Below are 19,429 nucleotides of genomic sequence, written 5' to 3' on the forward strand. Positions count from 1 at the left end.
TATCTCCTTTATAAGGTCCCTTTTGTCGATGGGATGCCTTTTATACGAGGATTCTGCTGGCTCGCTTGGTCTAATGCACGCCCAAATCCTTTGAAAATAGATTCGATAATATGATGCGTGTTATTACCGTATTCTAGGTTTATGTGAAGGGTAAGTTTGGCATTGCTTGCAAACGCCTGAAAGAACTCTTCAACAAGCTCTGTATCAAAGCTGCCAACTTTATCCTTCAAACCATCAACATTATAGACGAAGTAGGGGCGTCCGCTAATATCCAACGAAATTGTAGAAAGAGCTTCGTCCATCGGAATCGTTTTAGTAGCATAACGAGTTATTCCTTCTTTATTGCCAAGTCCTTCGTTAAACGCCTGCCCTAGAGCAATTCCAATATCCTCTACAGTGTGATGCTGATCAACATTTAAATCACCCTCACACGTCAGTTCAAGATCAAATAATCCATGCTTTGTCAATAGAACTAACATGTGGTCTAGAAATCCAACTCCGGAATCGATTGAGGATTTACCAGTACCATCTATTGAGAAATCCAGGGCAATCGATGTTTCTGAGGTTGCTCGTTTAATAGAATGTCTACGCATTATGATTATCCTTTCTGATTTGAATTGAATTAGCATGTGCTGATAATCCTTCAGCTTTAGCCAGGGTTATTATATTTTCTGAAGCATCTAGTAACGAATCCCTTGAGTAACGGATAATGCTCGATTTTTTCATAAAATCGTACACGCCAAGCGGAGAAGAAAAAGCAGCTGTTCCACTTGTTGGCAGGGTGTGATTTGGTCCGGCAAAATAATCTCCTAACGGTTCAGGAGAGAAGTTTCCTAGAAAAACAGCTCCTGCATTCTGGATATCTCCTACTTTCTCGGTCGCATTTTCTATCATCAGCTGTAAATGCTCAGGCGCAATTTCATTAACTAGGTTGATTGCTTCCTGTATATTCTTCACAACTATAATTCTGCCATTTTGTGTGAGTGCTTTTTCAATAATATCTTTACGGTCAAGTGTAGTTGTTTGCTGATCAATTGCTCGCTGCACCTCAGTGGCTAATGATTCACTAGTTGTTATACAGATTGAAGTGGACTGCTCATCATGCTCCGCTTGTGAGAGTAAATCTGCAGCAATATAATCAGCTGGCGCTGATTCATCTGCAACAACACATATTTCACTTGGCCCGGCTATCATATCGATAGCAACATCACCATATACCCATTTCTTCGCTCGTGCCACAAAAGCATTACCTGGGCCAACTATTTTTGTAACCTTTTCTATACTTGAAGTTCCGTATGCCAGTGCAGCTATTGCTTGCGCACCACCTAATTTATAAACTTCGTCAACACCGACTACCTCTGCAGCTGCAAGCACCTCTGGACTAATTTTTCCATTTGCATCTGGTGGTGTAGTGATAACGATTTTTTTCACACCGGCGAGCTTAGCTGGAATAACGTTCATTAAAACTGTAGAAGGATAGGAAGCCTTACCACCCGGGACGTAAACGCCAACTTTTTCTAATGGAGTGACTTTCTGTCCGAGCATGATACCTTCCGTATTATCAGTAAACCAGGAATATTCTTTTTGTACTTCATGAAAAGCTGTGATGTTAGCTTTCGCTTCTTCTAGTGCCGATTTAAATTCGTCACTAATCATCCCTTTTGCCTCAATGAATTCATCCTTCGTGACGGCTAACTGCTTTAGTTTTATACCATCGAATTGCTCGGTAAAACGATACAATGCTTCATTACCATCTTTTTTAACCTGTTTAATAATTTCTAGGACAGTTTCATCAATGTTATTTTCATCTGCTTGGGAATAAGTATCATTATTTTTCTCTTGTCTAAATTGCTCGGGTGTTATCCGTTTCATCAAATATCACTCCATGACCGATTTTAATTTATTAATAAGCTCGTGTATTAAAGCAGACTTTGTAGTGAAACTTGCTTTATTGACGATTAACCTTGTGCTGATGTCCTCAATCTCATCGATAATTTTCAATCCATTTTCATTGATGGTGGTTCCAGTTTCCACGATATCAACAATAATATCAGCTAAACCGATAAGTGGAGCTAGTTCAACTGATCCATTTAACTTAATTGTTTCAATTGGGATCCCCTTTTGCTGGAAGTGACTCTTAGCCACTGTTGGGTATTTAGATGCGATAGTTAGTTTCTGAGTGCTTTCCAAGGTTGTTTCAGGCTTTCCGGCAACTACAAATTGACATCTGCCTAATTTTAAATCCAGTATTTCATATATGTCTGCTTGTGATTCCAATATATTGTCTTTTCCGACAACCCCAATATCAGCAGCCCCTTTTTCTACGTATGTTGGGACATCAACTGCTTTAACAAAAATTAACTTAACTGTTTGATCGGTATTGTAAAAAACCAGCTTTCGGCTTTTTGTATGAAAGTCAGGGAAATCGATACCGGCATTATTAAGTAGTTCAATCGTACTTTCCGCTGTTCTGCCTTTTGCTAATGCTAATGTTACATAATCCATTTAATTATCCCTCATTCCTTCATGAAGCAGCAGTTCTAACTCATTATAGTTCGTAAATGGAGTTTTTCGCTTTTTGTCGATTACTAGATTTTCTTCAGTTTGAAAATAAGCAATACATTTAGAACTGAAATCATCAATATTACGGTTATCATCCATTGTATAAGTGATAATGCGATAGCCTGCCTCACGTAGTGTATTAGCAGCAATTAACGCATCTTTCTGCTTGGAGTTTTCGTAATATATAATCACATCTATAGATGTTGTGTCATTTGCTATCAGATTTTTCCGTGTCATAGAATGTAAAAGGTTATCAACTTCACAGGCGAATCCAATCGCAGGTATGGAAGTATCAAATTGTTCGGCCAAATGATCATATCTTCCACCCATTAATACTGGTTTGCCGAAGCTTGCCACAAATCCTTGGAAAATAACCCCTGAATAGTAGTTCATATTGTTGATTAATCCAAGGTCAAATATGACTGAATCCTCTACACCATATGCTTTGAGTACATCGTAAATATCACTGAGGTTTTTAATCTTCTGTTGCATTTTTTCATTTAATGCAATTTTACTAGCACGTTTAATTACATCCTCTGGATCACCATATAGAAGGGGTATTGCTTGAACAGCGTCACAAAGTTCTTTATCAACGGATAATCTTTCAAGGAATGGCCCAATTTCAGTAAGGTTCTTTGATTGAATTAATCCCTTCAACTGATCTAATTCATTTTGAGATAATGCTAGTTGATTTACGAGTTCCTTGAAATATCCTGCATGCCCAACTTCAAGTTTAAATGACTCAAATCCTAAGTCTTTTAATGTATGGATTGCTAAAGCAATAACTTCTGCGTCATTTTCGGGTGTACTTTCACCAAAACTTTCAATACCTGCCTGTGTTGTTTCCTTGTTATCTGCCTGCTCAAATGACTGACGAAAAACATCCAGCACATAGAAAAATCTCGATCCTTGTGAGAGTCGTTGTTTATTGGATGCTATCATTCTCGTAATTGGAATTGTCACATCGGGACGTAAAACTAATACTTTTCCATAAGAATCAATTACTTTTAGCATTTCATCTTTATTTATGGTACCGGACATCATCGAATATAAATCGTAAAATTCAAACGTAGTCGTCCGTACTTGTTTATATCCATAAGTGCTAAAGCGATTTTTTAATATTGATATCAGATTATCTCGCACCTGGAAATCTCCAACACTAGTATCTTTTGTACTGTCAAACAAATATTGATCCATTAAAAATAGTCACCATCCATTCACTTTATCACTTTATCGCTTTACTTAATTAAAGTTATATATTATTCTAATTAGTAATAGATAAAATGTCAACAGTAAGGGGAGTAATTGAGTATGTTTGATTATCATGTTCACAGTGATTTTTCGGCTGATAGCACGACACCAATGGAAAAAACTATTGAAAAGGCGATCGAATTAGGGCTAGAGGAAGTTTGTTTTACGGACCATATTGACTATGACTATCCAGATGAGTCGATTGTATTTGTTTTTGACTTGGAGCGATATGATGAAAAAATAAAAGAATTGAAAGCTGTTTATGCAGATTCTATTTCTATTAAAAAGGGAGTTGAAATTGGAATACAGCCACATCTTGTAAAAAGGTACAATGATTTACTTGACGATAAAGTGTTTGATTTTATTATTTGCTCAATGCATACATCCGAGCAAAAGGACCTGCATTCAGGCAGATTTTTTAATAATAGATCAGTAGATCAATCATACCTTGCCTATTATGAGGAACTGTTGTATTGTGTTAAGAACTTTAAACAATATAACGTATTAGGACATATTGACTTAGTGAAGCGATATGCTAAACAAAACAGTACAAATGATTTTCATGACATATTGCGTCAAATTTTTAAGGAGATAATACCAGAGGGCAAAGGTATTGAATTGAATACATCAGGGATTCGATATGGTTTAAAAAATGGAATGCCTAGCTCCGATATCCTGAGGCTGTATAGGGAGTGTGGTGGTGAAATCCTGACATTAGGATCGGACTCACATGTGGAAACCACACTGGCATATGACTTTAAGGAATCACTTGATATGCTTAAGGGTCATGGATTCAATTATATTGCAACATTTAATAACGGTGTGCCAGTATTTCATAATATTACGAAGCTTTAATATCATGAGAATAGAAATTGTCATAGTTTTTATAAAAGGTAGGAGGTATAATAGTATTTTGGATGCTATAATGGTTATGTAAAAAAATATCACTTTAGCTGGTGTAAAAAATATGAAACAACTTACTAAACTTCTTTTAATTATTGCGGGGTCAATTTCGTTGGCTTTAGGACTATTGGGAATAATTCTTCCCTTACTGCCTACCACACCATTATTACTTTTGGCTGCTGCATGTTATGTGAGAAGCTCCAACCGATTATATGAATGGTTAATTACCAATAGATATTTTGGTTCATATATTGAGAATTACCGATTAGGAAAAGGGATTCCGTTAAAGGCGAAAGTAATAGGTGTTTCTGTTCTATGGTTATCGATGGGATATACTATCTTGTTTGTTATTCCATTAATTATAGTTAAATTACTATTAGCTTGTATCGCCATGTTTTTTTCGTGGTTTATTTTAAAGCAGAAAACATTGCATAAGACACAAAGATAATTAGTACGTTAGTGGGGTCAGTTTTTTGGATAAGAAACATATTATAAATGTAGTGTCACTATTCGCGGTATTAATAAGTATAATACTCGTGATTTATATACCAAAAGAGACAAAGTCAGAACAAAATATAGGTAATCCAACTGTGTTTATTCATGGTTACAAAGGTACATTTAATTCATTTGGCAATTTACTGAACAGGTTTGAGAATAGATATGATTGGGGTAATAAAGCACTGGTATACCGTGTTTCACCTCAAGGTAAAATAAATGTTAAAAATCTTAGTAAAGGAAAGTCAGAGCCTGCTTTTGTGCAAGTAATCTTTGAAAATAACCGCGCAAGCTTCTTGAACACCTCAAGTTGGCTTTCATCTGTACTTTCACATATGAAGGAAACATATCATATTGATACTGTTAATCTGGTTGGACATTCTATGGGTGGACTTGTTGCATTGAAGTTTATTGAAGAATATCAGGACCAGAAGATTTATCCGCGTGTTGCAAAATTAGTCACGATTGGAAGTCCCTTTGATGGCATATATAATAAGCAATACTTTCAGATCCATCGTGATGCAGCAGCAGCTGATTTAAAACCTGATTCTGTTGCAATGCAAACGATACGCAAGAAAAAGCATACTATACCAGGAGGACTTAATGTCTTAAACATTGGAAGTACCGGGGATCTTGTTGCAATGCCAGAAAGTGTGCAATCATTACGAAGTATTGTAAGGAAAGATCAATTGCAGGAAAAAATGATTGAGGATGATATGCTTGGGCATAGCGAGATGCATGAAGACATTCGCGTTGATAATCTAATTCATTCATTTCTTCAGTCTAAGGTTGCAACACAATAATTTATTATTAAAGGAATGGTTTTAGTGGTAAATGATCATCATACGTACGAAAAGTTAACAACAATTACATCAGAGAAAAATGTGATGGTTAATGAACACTTGAAAAATCATACGTATACTCGCCTTGGCGGGATGGCTGATTTTTTTGTGACACCAGAAACATATGAACAAGTGAAGCAAATTGTGAAGTTATCCATAAAGGATGATATTCCTTTTACACTACTTGGCAACGGATCAAACCTAATTGTAAAAGACGGTGGAATTCGTGGTATTGTATTGAACTTAAAGCAATTAACATCGATAGAAACAACAGGGACAACAATTGTTGCACAAAGTGGCGCTAGGATAATTGATGTATCCAGAGAAGCATTATTAAAAAGGTTAACAGGACTGGAGTTTGCATGTGGAATTCCAGGTTCGGTTGGTGGTGCGTTATTCATGAATGCGGGTGCATATGGTGGAGAGATTAAAGATGTATTGGAAAGTGCCATAGTAGTTGATCGGAATGGTGATTTATATACGTTGTCTGCACATGACCTGGACCTAGAATATCGCTCAAGTAATATTCCGGAAAAAGGATATATTGTATTAGAGGCAACTTTTTCTATGGAGGCCGGTAATTATGAGGAAATTAAGGCTGTAATGGATGACCTTACCTTCAAACGTGAATCCAAACAGCCTTTAGAGTACCCATCATGTGGTAGTGTGTTTAAGCGCCCACCTGGGTATTTCGCAGGGAAGCTGATTCAGGATAGCGGCCTTCAAGGAAAGGAAATTGGTGGAGCTCAAGTTTCATTGAAGCATGCAGGGTTTATTGTAAATAAAGATGGTGCTTCGGCTGAAGAATATATTGGCTTAATACACTTTGTACAGGATACAGTAAAAGATAAGTTCGGTGTCAATCTTGAGCGTGAAGTTAAAATAATCGGTGAGGATTAAATTGAGTTAAAGAGTGCTGTGGCTACTATTAAGTGGTCACAGTTTTTTATTTTGAAATGCTTTGTTCGTATGTTGATATAAACCGAGACGTAACATGAAAAAGTAGTTGAGTGCTATGACACCACTTTGGAAATACATGCCGCTTTCCGCGGGCAACGCTTCAGCTTCCTCGGAAGCAAAGAACGCTTCCTGCGGGATCTCTTAGGCTCGCTGTCCCACAGGGGTCTCGCATATTCCAACTGCGTGGCCAGAGAACCATACTAAATACTACGTATTTGTTCCCTTTAGTCAATGTTGTAATAGATACCAGTAATAATAATTTTTAGAAATTAGCGATTATAAAAAAGCTGACTCAATTATATGAGTCAGCTTTATATTTATTACGTTCTGAATCTACGTTCTGAATCTGTGTAAGAAACTTTGCAGTCGCTCGTTAGTTGAGTTTTCCAAGACATCCATCGGTGGACCTTCTTCAGCAATTACGCCATTATCAAGAAATAGAATACGATCAGCAATGTCACGAGCAAATTCCATCTCGTGCGTAACTAATACCATTGCCATTTCACCTTCATTAGCTATGTCACGGATAACTTCTAATACTTCACCGACCAGCTCAGGGTCCAAAGCAGATGTCACTTCGTCAAAAAGCATTATTTTGGGATGCATAACAAGTGCACGGGCCATTGCTACACGCTGCTTCTGACCGCCTGACAGCATAGCAGGATAGTCATCCAGCTTATCCCCTAGACCAACTTTTTCCAACATTTCAATCGAGTCTTTCTTGGCCGATTCTTTATCCTTTTTCTGTACATGAATTGGTGCTGTCATGCAATTTTCTAAAATTGTCATGTGTGGGAATAGATTAAAGTGCTGGAATACCATCCCGATATCCCCACGAACCTGTCTTAAGTGTTTCTCATTGGCAGGAACGAGGTCACCATCCTTCTCCATATGCCATAAATTCTTGCCATCGACAATAATACTGCCTGATGTTGGCTGTTCCAATGTCATTAACATACGAATAATTGTCGTTTTACCGGACCCACTTGGTCCAATGACAGCAACCTTTTCAGCTGGCTGAATATCCAAGTCAATACCTTTTAATACTTGGACATCGCCAAATGACTTATGCACATCATTATACCTTACAATAGGTTCAGACATATTATCACTGCTCCTTTTCTCTTAAACTGCTTTACTTCCTGTTGGTTCCTTTTTATCAAAACGTTTGTTCATTTTGCGCTCAAGCTTATTAATTAAGATTGCTGAAGGATAGCTTAACACTAGGAATAATATTGCCACGATTGTAAGCGGCTCTAAGTATCTCCAATGTTGTGCGCCATAATCATTTGCCATTGCCAGAATACCCAAAACTCCAATTGTTGAAGCTAAAGGAACTTCCTTAAACATGATAATTAAATAGTTTCCTAGCATCGGAATGGTCGGGGGTAGTGCTTGTGGTAAAATTATCTTAGTCCACTTTTTACTTGTTCCATAATTTAACGCTCGCGCAGCTTCCCATTGACCATTATCTACTGCATCAATTCCTGAACGATATACTTCACCAATGTATGTACTATAGTGAATTCCAAGTCCGATTACTGCAGATACGAATGGATCCAACGCCATACCGACAACAGGAACCATTGGCCATGCGTAGAAAATAAAGAATAACTGTACTAGTGGTGGTGTGGAACGTATAAATTCCATTACCCACAAAAGTGGCAGTCTTATTACTTTTATTGGCATACGTCTTATTAATGTCCATATAAATCCGAAGATCAATGCAAATAAATAACACGCAATTGTTAATCCTAATGTAATACCCAGACCTTCTAATACCACAGGGAAGGCATCAGAGAATGTACTCCAGCTCCAATTACTCATTGACTAGCCACCCCTTTCTTAGAAGCACTTTCCATTTTCTTGGTAAGCCAAATTAATGGAAGAGCAAGAATAAAGTAGAATAATAGTACTAAAAAGTATACTGTTGGTGCTTGGGATAGATTGGAGCTTCGCAGTATATCTCCATAGTATAAAATATCGGTCATACCAATTAATGATACAAGTGATGTTGATTTCAACATCAGGATGAGGTAGTTACCAAATTCCGGAAGCATCATACGAACTGCTTGAGGGAAAATTACGAGTCTCATGCGTTGAAAACGTGACATGTTTAGAGCTGTTGATGCTTCTGATTGTCCTTTTGCCACAGCCAGTATTGAGCTGCGAACAATTTCAGACATGTATGCTCCATAGTTTAGGGAAATAGCAAGTACACCAGCCCAAAAGTTACTTCCTACCTCTATCCCGAATAATATTGGAAATGCATAGTAAAGCCAAAACAATTGTACGATAAGTGATGTTCCGCGGAATACTTCTACATAAAAGCCTGTAAATTTGCGGAGTAAAATATTATTGGAGAGCCGGCAGAACCCTGCAATAAATGCCATTAAATAGCCCAAAACTATTGAGGCAAGCAGTACAGTAACTGTAATCTCTACACCCTTCATCAGAACTGGGAAAATATCGGCTATCGCATTAATGCTAATCACTCCTTCTCTGTAATTTTTGCAAAAGCATAGGGCCTGACTTCCCTAGGTAAGGGAGCCGACCCTATGGAGTCATGTTAATTATTTAAGATTAAATCTTAATACTGTTCACCGCTACAAACACCTTCTGTTGTAATGTCTGATGGAACTGAATTAGTTTCACCACTAAAGCCATTTGCTTCTAAAAGTTCCTTAACTGTTCCATCTTCTTTTAGTTTAGCTAATGCTTCATTGTACGCTTCACGTAATGCATCACTATCTTTGTGGAATGCAGCAGCACCGTAACTTGGAATTCCTTCAATGTCTGGCTGTTCAAAGTCACTGACGAATTCAAGTTTATCATTTCCTGAGGATTCCAGTGCGCGTTTTACTGTCATTTCTGTACCAGTTGTTGCATCAGCACGACCTGAAGCTACAGCAGAGAATGTTCCAGGAATATCTGAAGCACTCTGAATTTGGTCTTCACTTACACCCATTTGCTTAACATATTCATGTTCTGTTGCACCCGCCATAATTGAAACGGTTGCGCCAGTTTCTGCGATATCTTCGTAACTGTGTAAGTCCATTGGGTTACCCTTCTGAACGATAAGCCCTTCCCCATATTGCATTTCTGGTTCACCGAAGTCAGCATTTTCACAACGATCAGGGTTAATTGCCATACCTGCTGTAATAACATCGAACTTACCAGCATTTAAGCCGGGAATAAGTTGACTGAAATCTGCCAATTGAGCTTCCATCTCATCAATACCAAGTTCAGCGAAAACAGCCTGTGCAATGTCTACAGCTGCTCCTTTTAACTCCCCGTCTTCCTGATATCCGTATGGAGCTTCGTTAGCAAAGCCGATTGTTACTTTGCCTTCTTCCTGAAGTTTTGTTAGCAAGTTGCTTTCACCTTCACTGCTGCTATCGTCTGCGCTTTCTTCTTCGCCACCGTTACCACTTGTGTCATCAGAACTGCTTGTATCATCAGATCCGCAAGCAGCCAGCAACATAATTGAAATAAAGAAGATTGAAGCTAATAATAATTTTTTCATCTCTTTAATGACCTCCCTTTGTATTAAAAAAAATAATAAGTAAGTAAAGTAAAAAACGCATTTTTGGAAAAATGCTAAGTCAATTTTTTTTATGCTTATGACTTTTTTACTAGAAAAAGAACAGTAATTTACTGTGAAAATAATGTGAAAAGCTGGGGAATTTCTTTTCAAATAGTGATACTATAATATTATAGGGTATTATCCAATGGTTCAAACCCAGTATTTTTTGATAATTTGGAATAAACCTTCAAATAATACTATTAATTACATGATGCTCGTATATACCAAAATATGCTTTCGTATAGATAATAATACTTTTATATACTCAATATTTGCTATATTTTCAGTAAATTACCGTTTTATTTAAGGATTTACAAACTGGTAGAAAACAAGATACGATTAATAGTAATAATACTGTTATGGAGGCGATAAGGTGCATATTGTTGTATTGGGTGCAGGTGCTTTAGGTGGTTATTTTGGTTCTCGATGGGAAGAAGCTGGTGCAGATGTAACCTATTTGGTAAGGGAAAAAAGAGCAAAGCAGCTTCATGAGCAAGGGATGAAGGTTAATAGTACACAAGGTAATTATTCGGTTAGTGATCTCCGAGTCGTTACTGATGTACATAATATTGAAAATCCAGGCTTGGTCTTTGTAAGTGTAAAAGGTTATCATTTAACAGGAACTTTAGAAGACTTAAAAGTACTAGTAGATAAAGGTGCGTTCGTCTTACCCGTTTTAAACGGAATAGAACATATAAGTGTTTTGCAGGATTACCTTGGTGAGGAGTCGGTTATTGGTGGTCTTTCCTTTATCGTTGCTACATTGAATGACGATGGGCATGTAGAGCACTCAAGCGAATTTCACAAGCTGGTCTTTGGCCCATTGAATCCTAAGCAATCAGATATTTGTCAGCAATTACGGGAGCTCTCAAGTAAAGCGAAACTAGAGACAATTTACAGTGACTCTATTTTACAAGAGCTATGGAAAAAGTACCTATTTATCAATGCTTTTTCTGGTATTACGACTGCAACAGACCTGCCCATTGGACCAGTTCGCGATAATAAGGATACACTTAAGGTAGCTGAGTTAATTTTAAACGAGATGCAGCAGTTGGCAAATAGCTACAATATTGAAATTACAGATGAAGACGTCGCTGGGGCAAAAAGCAATTTACAGAACTTTGGATATGATGCCACATCGTCTATGCATCAGGATCGCCGCAAAGGGCAAACTCTTGAATTGGATCACCTGCATGGTGGGGCACTGCGGTTAGCGGAAGCGAAAGGACTGAAATTGCCTTTTACTGAAGCTGTTCACGGTATCATCAAGCCATTTGAAGGGGCATAAGTTTATGTATAAGCTAAGAGAGGTTAAGTATGAAGATTATGAAGCTATTAACTTGTTAACTAATAATAAGGAAAATACGCATTTACATGACGATGTATCTTATATGGAGCAAGCTTTTTTTGACCGTATGTTAGTAGATGAATCTATTAGATGGTATGCCGTGGAAAAAGATGCGCATATCCGTGCCTTTGTATTATTTCAACTGGATGTATCTACTAAGGAAATTCACATTGATAGATTTACAATTGATGCAGCATATAAAAACAAAGGCCTTAATGAACACTTATACAGCAAAGTTGAACGATTGGCAGAACGAAAGTCCTTTACAAAAATGAGAACAGAAATTTCCACAACTGAGTTGGATGTGTATGATTTTTTTGAAAGTAAAGGCTGGATAAAGGCTGAAAATGGAAGTTATGTATTAACAATGAAAAAGTAGAAGGTGTATTTAATGACGGTGTATATAATTATAGCAATTGCCATTATGTTGGCTGTTCTGGCTTTAACATTAATGGCTATATCGAAAGGTTATGATTACAAACATTCGATTGACCCATTGCCCGATGATAAAAGTAAGTCAGAGGATGAAAAAGACCACAGGGGTTAGTGTGGTCTTTTTGGCAGTAAGAAAGTATAAATAATTTCTTACTGCATAAGCGCAACTAAGGCTTTCGCCATAAGGCTTGGCGATAAGCCAAGTTTTCAAATATCCAATGGTTTTAAGTTTGCCTCGATTTCTTCACGACGATGTTCAAACAATGGTGGCAGTGCTAATGATTCTCCAAGATGATTCATATCTTCATCAGTAGCAAACCCGGGTCCATCAGTTGCTAATTCAAATAGAATACCATTTGGTTCTCTGAAGTAAAGTGATTTGAAATAAAACCGATCCACTAAACCTGAGTTAGGCACGCGTGCTGTCTGTAAACGATCTCTCCATTGTGCTAATTCTTCTTCATTATCTACACGAAATGCTACATGATGAACACTTCCTCGCCCAGGTCTTTCCTTAGGAAGGTCATTACGCACTTCTAAATGAACCTCGGCACCTGTTCCGCCTTCACCAGTTTCAAATACAATAATGTCTTCATTACCTTTAAACGATGATGGGTAGCTTCCAGTTTGCTTAAAGGTTAATAATTCCGTCAGTACTTTAACAGTAGGTGCTGGGTCCTGGACGGTTAGTTTTGCAGGGCCAAGTCCAATAATACCTTTTTCAGCTGGCACGCTGCTATGGTCCCATACTCTACCGCCTTTTACTCCTTGGTTTGTTTCATCAGAGATAAGCGTCAATCGTTGTCCTTCTGGATCACGGAAATTAATAACATTCCGTTCCCCCTGTCTGGTAATCCCGCCATGATCAACATTGTAATCGCTCAATCGTTTTTCCCAAAATTCCAATGCGCTATCGCTTGGGACTCGTAGTGACGTTCCCGAAATGCTGCCTTTCCCCTGATATGTTGTGCCCGCATTGGGTATTTCAAAAAAGGTAAGGTCGGTGCCTGGATTACCTGCTTCGTCTGCATAAAATAAATGATAGACAGATGGATCATCCTGATTAATTGTCTTTTTAACCAGTCTCATTCCGAGAATCTCTGTGTAAAAATGATAATTATCTTTTGCCTTTGCTGTTATGGCCGATACATGGTGAATACCTTTTAATTCCATTTCAAAGTCACTCCTATTTATTTTGAATTCAAGATAATTATAGTATAACGGGAACTCTCTTCAAGTGTCTAGTTAAATGCTCAGTTGTCTTTTTGTTCGTGTGATGGGCGAAGTCCTTTTTTTAGTTGACGGATACTTAATCCGAAATCCATTTGCAGGTGTGGGTAATCTTTAAACTTGCTCCAATCACCGCCCCATTCAAATCCTAATTGCTTAGCAATATCAGCGACTTCGAACCAATCTGCTTTGCCATTGTTATTTCCGTCATAATTTATGTCCCAAATAATTTTGCCATCATTATTCCGTAATGCAAAATCAACAGCAAGGCCATAATTATGGTATGATTCGCCACCCTTCGCATACGTGACGACATCTTCATCAGATGATCGACCTTGTTCATAAAGTTCATTCTGGCGTTTAATGGATCGTACTTTCTCCGTGATGACAACATTTATATCCTGCTGGGCAGACTTTATAAGAAGTTGGCTGGTTTTTGCCGCAACAACGGGGTCCAGCTCTTCGGGAGGAGCTGTGTCTTCGCCAATTTCAATGTATCTGTTATTTCTTTGTTCATTATATATAATGATAAGTATCGTTAAAAATAAAATAATGAGTACCCATGTTGTTATATCTTTGCGATAGCGTTTCAATTTGTCAGTCTCCTTAAGAGAAATAATACTTTTGGGCAATTATAACATTTAAGGGAAGACATCAGCTGTTATCAGTATTTATAGTAACTATCTTGCGGTGTTGAAATTATCCCTTTAAAATAAGACGAAAGGAGGGACGCTATGTATGTGCTTCTAGTTAGCTTGATTGGCTACTTGATTGGATGTGTTCATGGTTCACAGGTCGTAAGTAAATATAAAAAAGTGGATATCAAGAATAAAGGGGTAAAAAATTCCGGAGCCTCCAACACAACGATATTGCTGGGCTGGAAATATGGGATTTTAGTGGCGCTTATTGATGTATTTAAAGCTACATTATCGATATTATTAGTATTATATTTTTTAAATGACCAGGGAATTACTGGGGAAACACAAACTTTACTTGTGTACATTAATGCATTATTTATCATTTTAGGTCATAATTATCCGGTCACAATGAAGTTCAGTGGCGGGAAAGGAACAGCCTCATTAGTTGGGGTGCTGCTGGCAATTGACTGGAAGGTGGCTGTTATTGGTATAGGCATCCTACTTTTATTTACACTGACTACAGATTATTTAGTTGTTGGTGTTCTGTTTATGTATTTCTCATTTTTGGTGACGACCTATTTCTTCTTTGGAATCGAACCAACCATGGTAGTTGTGCTATTATCTATTATAAGTATTATGAAACATATGGAAAATTATAAGCGTATATTAAATAAAGAAGAAACTAAACTATCAAGTATGTTTAAAAAAGAATCATAGACGGAGGAATTAAATGCTGGATATCATAATATGGATTGTCATTGCAGCTTTATTCATCTTAAGTTTTGCAGGAATTATTTTTCCAATCATTCCATCACCATTAGTCTTGTGGGTTGGTTTTTTACTATATCATTTTGTAATAAGTGCGGGTGAATTAACTTTAACATTTTGGATAGCGATGGTTATTTTAACGGTACTATTGATTGTATCGGATATTGTCGCAAATAGTTATTTTGTAAAAAAATTCGGCGGCAGCAAGTGGGGAGAACGTGGTGCAGCAGTAGCTGTTATTGTAGGCTCGTTTATTATCCCTCCATTCGGCATACTGATTGTACCATTTATAGTTGTTCTGTTGATTGAAATGGTACAGAAAAAATCATCACAGGAAGCACTGTATGCATCAATTGGCTCGTTAATCGGATTTCTTGGAGGAGCTATAGCGAAAGTAGTCATTCAAGTTATCATGATCGTTTGGTTCATAGTCGTCGTCGTAATATAATGCAGAAGGGATTTTTAACAATGAGCAAACCACCACGAGTTATAACAATCGCAGGATCTGCAGCTGGAGGAAGTGCTGGAATTCAGGCTGATTTAAAGACATTTCAGGAATTGGATGTATATGGGATGAGTGTCGTCACAGCGATTGTTGCAAGGCACCCTGAAACGAATAACAATGTGCATCCGCAATCACTTGAGGCAATTGAAGCGCAATTTGCAACAGCAGTTAAGCAAGTTGGCCTGGATGCAATAAAGACCGGGATGTTATTTTCAAAAGAGGTAATAGATAACGTTGCTGGACTTATCGATGGAGCAAGTATAAATACGTTGGTGATTGATCCGGTAATGGTCGGAAAGCTTGATTCGAAACTGCTGGAAGACGATGCAATCGATTCATTAAAGACAAAGCTATTACCGAATGCTACTATTATTACGCCAAACATGCCGGAAGCTTCTTACCTATTGGATGGACGCGAGATTAAGCATGTTGCAGATTTAAAACAGGCGGCCATCGATTTGCATGAATTGGGTCCACGATATGTATTGGTTAAAGGTGGAAGGTTGGAAGGTCCAGCGGTTGATGTGCTGTACGACGGTGAAACACTTGCGACCTTTGAGGCCCCGCGAATCGATACAGTAAACACAAGTGGGGCAGGATGTACATACTCTGCAGCAATTACTGCATATATTGCCAACGGATATTCCGTACTAGAGGCAGTCCGTTCCGCAAAAAGTTTTGTGACAACTGCAATAGAATATGGATTTTCATATACAAAAATGGTTGGTCCTACTTATCATGCAGCACCTCGTACACATGGAGAAGCACATGAAATTAAAGTGAATTGATTTAATGGGAGGAGAATGATTAATTGGGAAAGCGAGCATTAATTAATATTGATTACACGAACGACTTTGTTGCAGATGATGGCATGCTAACTTGTGGTGAACCGGGGCAAGCCATTGAAGGGGAAATTGTTTCGTTAACAAAAAAATTCATTAATGCAGGGGATTATGTAGTGTTTGCAGTTGATGCACATGAGGAAGGCGATACAAATCACCCGGAATCGAATCTATTTCCACCACACAATATTATAGGAACTGAGGGAAGACAACTTTTTGGGCAATTAACTTCAGTCTATCAATCCAATAAGCAGGCTGAAAATGTTTATTATTATGATAAAACGCGGTACAGTGCATTTGCAGGAACGGATTTGGAATTGAGATTGCGTGAACGGAAAATTGACGAACTTCATCTTGTTGGTGTTTGTACGGATATTTGTGTGTTGCATACTGCTGTTGACGCCTATAATAAAGGCTTTAAAATTGTTGTACATAAAGATGCTGTAGCAAGCTTTAACGCTGCAGGCCATGAATGGGCACTAGGACATTTCACTGACACATTAGGTGCAAAGGTCATATAGTAGTGAGAAGCTGGGGATTAGTAGGTCGAGCTGTAAACAACTCGTCTCACAGTACTTTTAGGGTTCTTTTTATGGTGTAAGTTGGGGGAGTATACATGCGGGATTTTTCCAGAAATAATTCATATGAAGGCTTTATGATCAGGAATGCAAACAAAAGTGACTCGGAATTTTGCGTGATGCGGCAACCTGGCTGATTAAGAAGGGTATTTATCAATGGGAGTATTACCTGAGTGATGAATCAGTCAGGGAGATAAAGCAGGACATTAATGCTGGAACAACCTTCCTTTTTGAAGATAGCGGAGGTCATGAAGTTGCGGTGTTTAATCTTTCACCAAACCAAATTGAATTGGATATCAGTATTTGGGATGAGAGAAGTGATAAAGCTTACTATCTCCATCGATTGGCTGTAAATGAGAATTATCATAGTAGGCAGATTGGTAAAAAGATATTAGCGTGGATTATGGATAATATTGACCAACATCAGGGGATTTTGCGATTGGATTGTGTTGCCGAAAATCCAAAATTGAATCAGTTTTATCTTGATGCAGGATTTTCATTTGCTAGTCATGCTGAAGCAATGGGAATTACCTTTTCGAAATATGAAAAATCCTTCAATGGTAAGGCTTGACTTTACCTTAACATCCCTATATATTTGAAAATATAATAGAAGAAACGTTGATAAGGATTAGTACAATTTGAAATGTCTTTTACAGAGAGGAAATGGTTGCTGGAAATTTCCAAAGAGACAAATTGGAACCTGCCTTTGAGTTCGCTATTTATACGGCTTTTGCTGTAGAATATGCGCGGTTCATGACCGTTATCATGCCAAGTGTGCAAGATTTTATATCTTGTGAACAAGGGTGGTACCACCAAACCTCGGTCCCTTATACAGGACGGAGGATTTTTTGTATTTAAGAAAGAAATCCAGTGCAACTAAAGCTCTCGCCGTTAAGGCTTGGCGATAAGTCAAGTTTTCTAATATATAAAAAATTAAAAGAAAAGGGTGTTTAATTTGGGTAAAAATAAACAATTTGTTGAAAAAGTTACTGCAATGGAAGAGGATTTTGCACAGTGGTATACCGATGTAGTAAAGCAGGCGGACCTTGTCGATTATGGGACAGTCCGTGGCACAATGATAATTAAACCATATGGATTTTCGATTTGGGAAAATATCCGTGATGAGCTCGACCGAAAATTTAAGGAAACAGGTCATTCCAATGTTTATTTTCCATTATTTATTCCGGAAAGTTTGCTGCAAAAGGAGAAAGATCATATAGAAGGATTTGCACCGGAAGTAGCGTGGGTTACCCATGGTGGAGATGAAGAACTGAGCGAACGCATCTGTGTACGCCCGACTTCAGAAGTTCTTTTCGGTGAATATTATTCGAAAAATATTCATTCTTATCGTGACTTGCCAATGCTTTATAATCAGTGGAGCAATGTAGTCCGCTGGGAAAAAACAACTCGTCCATTCCTCCGTTCACTCGAATTTTTATGGCAAGAAGGACATACATGTCATGCGACAAGTGAAGATGCACAGGATGAGACAGCTCGAATGCTTGGAATTTATGCGGATATTTGTGAAAACTACTTGGCAATACCAGTGTATCGCGGTAAAAAAACGGAAAAAGAAAAATTCGCTGGAGCTGATTATACATTAACAATTGAAGCTCTGATGCATGATGGCAAGGCACTGCAGTCAGGCACATCACACTATTTTGGAACAGGCTTTGCTGAAGCATTTGATATTCGCTATTTGGATAAAGAGGGCAATCAGCAACCAGTTCACCAGACGTCATGGGGCATGTCCACACGCGTTATGGGCGGATTAATCATGGTCCATGGGGATAATCGCGGATTGGTCGTTCCACCACGAATTGCGCCAACCCAAGCAATGATTGTTCCAATTGCACAACATAAAGAAGGTGTATTGGATAAAGCTTATGATCTTCGTGATAAATTAAAAGGTGTCGCACGAGTTGGCATTGATTCAAGTGATAAAATGCCAGGGTGGAAATTTAATGAGTATGAAATGAAAGGTATACCTGTTCGAGTTGAAATGGGACCAAAAGATATTGAAAAAGATCAGGTTGTTCTTGTACGACGTGATACTGGTGAAAAGGAATTTGTTTCACTTGATGAAGTGGAAGCACGATTACCAGTGTTGTTAGAAGAAGTTCAGCAGGGGTTATTTGATAAAGCGTTAAATCACCGTAATGAAAAAACAACCACTGCAACGAATATGGAAGAATTCAAAAAATCATTAGAAGAAAATTCTGGATTCATCAAGGCAATGTGGTGCGGTGACACGGAATGTGAGGAAAAAATCAAGGATGAAACATCAGCAACATCACGCTGTATCCCATTTGAGCAAGAAAATATTTCTGACTCCTGTGTATGCTGCGGTAAAGAAGCAAAAGAACTAGTATACTGGGCAAAAGCATATTAATGGTAAAAATCGAGCGCCGATAGATGCGCTCGATTTTTTTATCGAGAACTTCAACCAGATATCGAGAACTTCAACCAGATATCGAGAACTTCAA

At 38.0% G+C, this 19,429-nt stretch carries 23 protein-coding genes and 1 other annotated feature; of the genes, 13 read left to right on the top strand and 10 right to left on the bottom strand.

The window, feature by feature from the left end; genetic code table 11:
• Positions 1-8: 8 nt before the first annotated feature.
• From hisB to hisZ, 4 genes are read right to left on the bottom strand one after another with little or no spacing between them, the layout of a single operon-like run.
• A complete protein-coding gene (hisB, locus tag BLS02_RS16590; RefSeq protein ID WP_092494149.1) occupies positions 9-593 on the bottom strand; it encodes an imidazoleglycerol-phosphate dehydratase HisB in 585 nt (194 codons plus the stop codon).
• Complete coding sequence (gene hisD / locus BLS02_RS16595) at positions 586-1,872, bottom strand: histidinol dehydrogenase (RefSeq protein WP_092494150.1); 1,287 nt, start codon at positions 1,870-1,872, stop codon at positions 586-588. The genes hisB and hisD overlap by 8 nt, the downstream gene beginning before the upstream one ends.
• Before the next feature lie 6 nt (positions 1,873-1,878).
• The gene (gene hisG, locus BLS02_RS16600; protein ID WP_092494151.1) at positions 1,879-2,505 is read right to left on the bottom strand and encodes an ATP phosphoribosyltransferase; all 627 of its coding nucleotides are present in this window, start codon (positions 2,503-2,505) and stop codon (positions 1,879-1,881) included.
• Positions 2,506-3,759 (bottom strand): ATP phosphoribosyltransferase regulatory subunit, encoded by a 1,254-nt coding sequence (hisZ, locus tag BLS02_RS16605; protein WP_092494152.1) that lies wholly within the window; start codon positions 3,757-3,759, stop codon positions 2,506-2,508.
• A 114-nt stretch (positions 3,760-3,873) separates the two neighbouring features.
• On the opposite strand from hisZ, the gene BLS02_RS16610 reads away from it, so the two are divergent.
• The 4 genes from BLS02_RS16610 to murB all read left to right on the top strand — a co-directional run bounded on the left by BLS02_RS16610 (position 3,874) and on the right by murB (position 6,953).
• The gene (locus BLS02_RS16610; RefSeq protein ID WP_092494153.1) at positions 3,874-4,668 is read left to right on the top strand and encodes a histidinol-phosphatase HisJ family protein; all 795 of its coding nucleotides are present in this window, start codon (positions 3,874-3,876) and stop codon (positions 4,666-4,668) included.
• A gap of 112 nt (positions 4,669-4,780) precedes the next feature.
• Positions 4,781-5,164, top strand: coding sequence for a YbaN family protein (locus tag BLS02_RS16615; protein ID WP_092494154.1), 384 nt, complete (start codon positions 4,781-4,783; stop codon positions 5,162-5,164).
• Positions 5,165-5,189: 25 nt separating this feature from the next.
• Positions 5,190-6,014 (top strand): alpha/beta fold hydrolase, encoded by an 825-nt coding sequence (locus BLS02_RS16620; protein WP_092494155.1) that lies wholly within the window; start codon positions 5,190-5,192, stop codon positions 6,012-6,014.
• A gap of 24 nt (positions 6,015-6,038) precedes the next feature.
• Positions 6,039-6,953, top strand: coding sequence for a UDP-N-acetylmuramate dehydrogenase (gene murB, locus BLS02_RS16625; RefSeq protein ID WP_092494156.1), 915 nt, complete (start codon positions 6,039-6,041; stop codon positions 6,951-6,953).
• A gap of 393 nt (positions 6,954-7,346) precedes the next feature.
• On the opposite strand, the gene ehuA is transcribed toward murB, so the two are convergent.
• From ehuA to ehuB, 4 genes are all read right to left on the bottom strand, one after another.
• Complete coding sequence (gene ehuA / locus BLS02_RS16630) at positions 7,347-8,117, bottom strand: ectoine/hydroxyectoine ABC transporter ATP-binding protein EhuA (RefSeq protein WP_092494157.1); 771 nt, start codon at positions 8,115-8,117, stop codon at positions 7,347-7,349.
• A 21-nt stretch (positions 8,118-8,138) separates the two neighbouring features.
• Positions 8,139-8,840 (bottom strand): ectoine/hydroxyectoine ABC transporter permease subunit EhuD, encoded by a 702-nt coding sequence (ehuD, locus tag BLS02_RS16635; protein ID WP_092494158.1) that lies wholly within the window; start codon positions 8,838-8,840, stop codon positions 8,139-8,141.
• The gene (locus tag BLS02_RS16640) at positions 8,837-9,466 is read right to left on the bottom strand and encodes an amino acid ABC transporter permease (protein WP_092494249.1); all 630 of its coding nucleotides are present in this window, start codon (positions 9,464-9,466) and stop codon (positions 8,837-8,839) included. Before BLS02_RS16640 ends, ehuD begins: the two co-directional genes overlap by 4 nt.
• 137 nt (positions 9,467-9,603) lie before the next feature.
• On the bottom strand, positions 9,604-10,539 hold the full coding sequence (ehuB, locus tag BLS02_RS16645; protein ID WP_092494159.1) for an ectoine/hydroxyectoine ABC transporter substrate-binding protein EhuB: 936 nt from the start codon (positions 10,537-10,539) through the stop codon (positions 9,604-9,606).
• Positions 10,540-10,972: 433 nt separating this feature from the next.
• Between ehuB and BLS02_RS16650 the strand changes: the two genes are divergently transcribed.
• Genes BLS02_RS16650 through ytzI form a run of 3 tightly spaced genes read left to right on the top strand, consistent with a single transcriptional unit; the run spans position 10,973 to position 12,494 of the window.
• Positions 10,973-11,887, top strand: coding sequence for a ketopantoate reductase family protein (locus tag BLS02_RS16650; RefSeq protein ID WP_092494160.1), 915 nt, complete (start codon positions 10,973-10,975; stop codon positions 11,885-11,887).
• Positions 11,888-11,891: 4 nt separating this feature from the next.
• Positions 11,892-12,326, top strand: a complete 435-nt coding sequence (locus tag BLS02_RS16655) for a GNAT family N-acetyltransferase (protein WP_092494161.1) — start codon at positions 11,892-11,894, stop codon at positions 12,324-12,326.
• A 12-nt stretch (positions 12,327-12,338) separates the two neighbouring features.
• On the top strand, positions 12,339-12,494 hold the full coding sequence (gene ytzI, locus BLS02_RS16660) for a YtzI protein (RefSeq protein WP_092494162.1): 156 nt from the start codon (positions 12,339-12,341) through the stop codon (positions 12,492-12,494).
• 95 nt (positions 12,495-12,589) lie between these two features.
• Here the strand turns inward: ytzI and BLS02_RS16665 are convergent, their stop codons facing one another.
• Positions 12,590-13,555, bottom strand: a complete 966-nt coding sequence (locus BLS02_RS16665; RefSeq protein ID WP_092494163.1) for a ring-cleaving dioxygenase — start codon at positions 13,553-13,555, stop codon at positions 12,590-12,592.
• An 80-nt stretch (positions 13,556-13,635) separates the two neighbouring features.
• A complete protein-coding gene (locus tag BLS02_RS16670; RefSeq protein ID WP_092494164.1) occupies positions 13,636-14,205 on the bottom strand; it encodes a M15 family metallopeptidase in 570 nt (189 codons plus the stop codon).
• A 141-nt stretch (positions 14,206-14,346) separates the two neighbouring features.
• Between BLS02_RS16670 and BLS02_RS16675 the strand changes: the two genes are divergently transcribed.
• The 6 genes from BLS02_RS16675 (at position 14,347) to proS (ending at position 19,335) form a co-directional block, all read left to right on the top strand.
• A complete protein-coding gene (locus BLS02_RS16675; protein ID WP_092494165.1) occupies positions 14,347-14,967 on the top strand; it encodes a glycerol-3-phosphate acyltransferase in 621 nt (206 codons plus the stop codon).
• Positions 14,968-14,980: 13 nt separating this feature from the next.
• Positions 14,981-15,466, top strand: a complete 486-nt coding sequence (locus tag BLS02_RS16680) for a DUF456 domain-containing protein (RefSeq protein WP_092494166.1) — start codon at positions 14,981-14,983, stop codon at positions 15,464-15,466.
• 20 nt (positions 15,467-15,486) lie between these two features.
• Positions 15,487-16,311 carry a bifunctional hydroxymethylpyrimidine kinase/phosphomethylpyrimidine kinase gene (thiD, locus tag BLS02_RS16685; protein WP_092494167.1) on the top strand — a complete coding sequence of 275 codons (825 nt, stop codon included), beginning with the start codon at positions 15,487-15,489 and terminating at the stop codon, positions 16,309-16,311.
• Positions 16,312-16,334: 23 nt separating this feature from the next.
• Complete coding sequence (locus BLS02_RS16690) at positions 16,335-16,886, top strand: cysteine hydrolase family protein (RefSeq protein WP_092494168.1); 552 nt, start codon at positions 16,335-16,337, stop codon at positions 16,884-16,886.
• A gap of 169 nt (positions 16,887-17,055) precedes the next feature.
• Positions 17,056-17,514, top strand: a complete 459-nt coding sequence (locus tag BLS02_RS16695) for a GNAT family N-acetyltransferase (RefSeq protein ID WP_175559519.1) — start codon at positions 17,056-17,058, stop codon at positions 17,512-17,514.
• Between the two features lie 38 nt (positions 17,515-17,552).
• Positions 17,553-17,774 (top strand) — a binding site (T-box leader).
• 163 nt (positions 17,775-17,937) lie between these two features.
• Positions 17,938-19,335: a proline--tRNA ligase gene (proS, locus tag BLS02_RS16700; protein WP_439144727.1), complete on the top strand. Its 1,398-nt coding sequence runs from the start codon at positions 17,938-17,940 to the stop codon at positions 19,333-19,335.
• Positions 19,336-19,429 lie beyond the last annotated feature (94 nt).

This window comes from Virgibacillus salinus (assembly GCF_900102415.1).
Taxonomy (GTDB): domain Bacteria; phylum Bacillota; class Bacilli; order Bacillales; family Amphibacillaceae; genus Lentibacillus; species Lentibacillus subterraneus.

Coding starts and splice junctions, on each gene's coding strand:
- hisB (WP_092494149.1), bottom strand. CDS start 593: ATGCGTAGACATTCTATTAAACGAGCAACCTCAGAAACATCGATTGCC.
- hisD (WP_092494150.1), bottom strand. CDS start 1,872: ATGAAACGGATAACACCCGAGCAATTTAGACAAGAGAAAAATAATGAT.
- hisG (WP_092494151.1), bottom strand. CDS start 2,505: ATGGATTATGTAACATTAGCATTAGCAAAAGGCAGAACAGCGGAAAGT.
- hisZ (WP_092494152.1), bottom strand. CDS start 3,759: ATGGATCAATATTTGTTTGACAGTACAAAAGATACTAGTGTTGGAGAT.
- BLS02_RS16610 (WP_092494153.1), top strand. CDS start 3,874: ATGTTTGATTATCATGTTCACAGTGATTTTTCGGCTGATAGCACGACA.
- BLS02_RS16615 (WP_092494154.1), top strand. CDS start 4,781: ATGAAACAACTTACTAAACTTCTTTTAATTATTGCGGGGTCAATTTCG.
- ehuA (WP_092494157.1), bottom strand. CDS start 8,117: ATGTCTGAACCTATTGTAAGGTATAATGATGTGCATAAGTCATTTGGC.
- ehuD (WP_092494158.1), bottom strand. CDS start 8,840: ATGAGTAATTGGAGCTGGAGTACATTCTCTGATGCCTTCCCTGTGGTA.
- BLS02_RS16640 (WP_092494249.1), bottom strand. CDS start 9,466: ATGAAGGGTGTAGAGATTACAGTTACTGTACTGCTTGCCTCAATAGTT.
- ehuB (WP_092494159.1), bottom strand. CDS start 10,539: ATGAAAAAATTATTATTAGCTTCAATCTTCTTTATTTCAATTATGTTG.
- BLS02_RS16655 (WP_092494161.1), top strand. CDS start 11,892: ATGTATAAGCTAAGAGAGGTTAAGTATGAAGATTATGAAGCTATTAAC.
- ytzI (WP_092494162.1), top strand. CDS start 12,339: ATGACGGTGTATATAATTATAGCAATTGCCATTATGTTGGCTGTTCTG.
- BLS02_RS16665 (WP_092494163.1), bottom strand. CDS start 13,555: ATGGAATTAAAAGGTATTCACCATGTATCGGCCATAACAGCAAAGGCA.
- BLS02_RS16675 (WP_092494165.1), top strand. CDS start 14,347: ATGTATGTGCTTCTAGTTAGCTTGATTGGCTACTTGATTGGATGTGTT.
- BLS02_RS16680 (WP_092494166.1), top strand. CDS start 14,981: ATGCTGGATATCATAATATGGATTGTCATTGCAGCTTTATTCATCTTA.
- thiD (WP_092494167.1), top strand. CDS start 15,487: ATGAGCAAACCACCACGAGTTATAACAATCGCAGGATCTGCAGCTGGA.
- proS (WP_439144727.1), top strand. CDS start 17,938: ATGGAAGAGGATTTTGCACAGTGGTATACCGATGTAGTAAAGCAGGCG.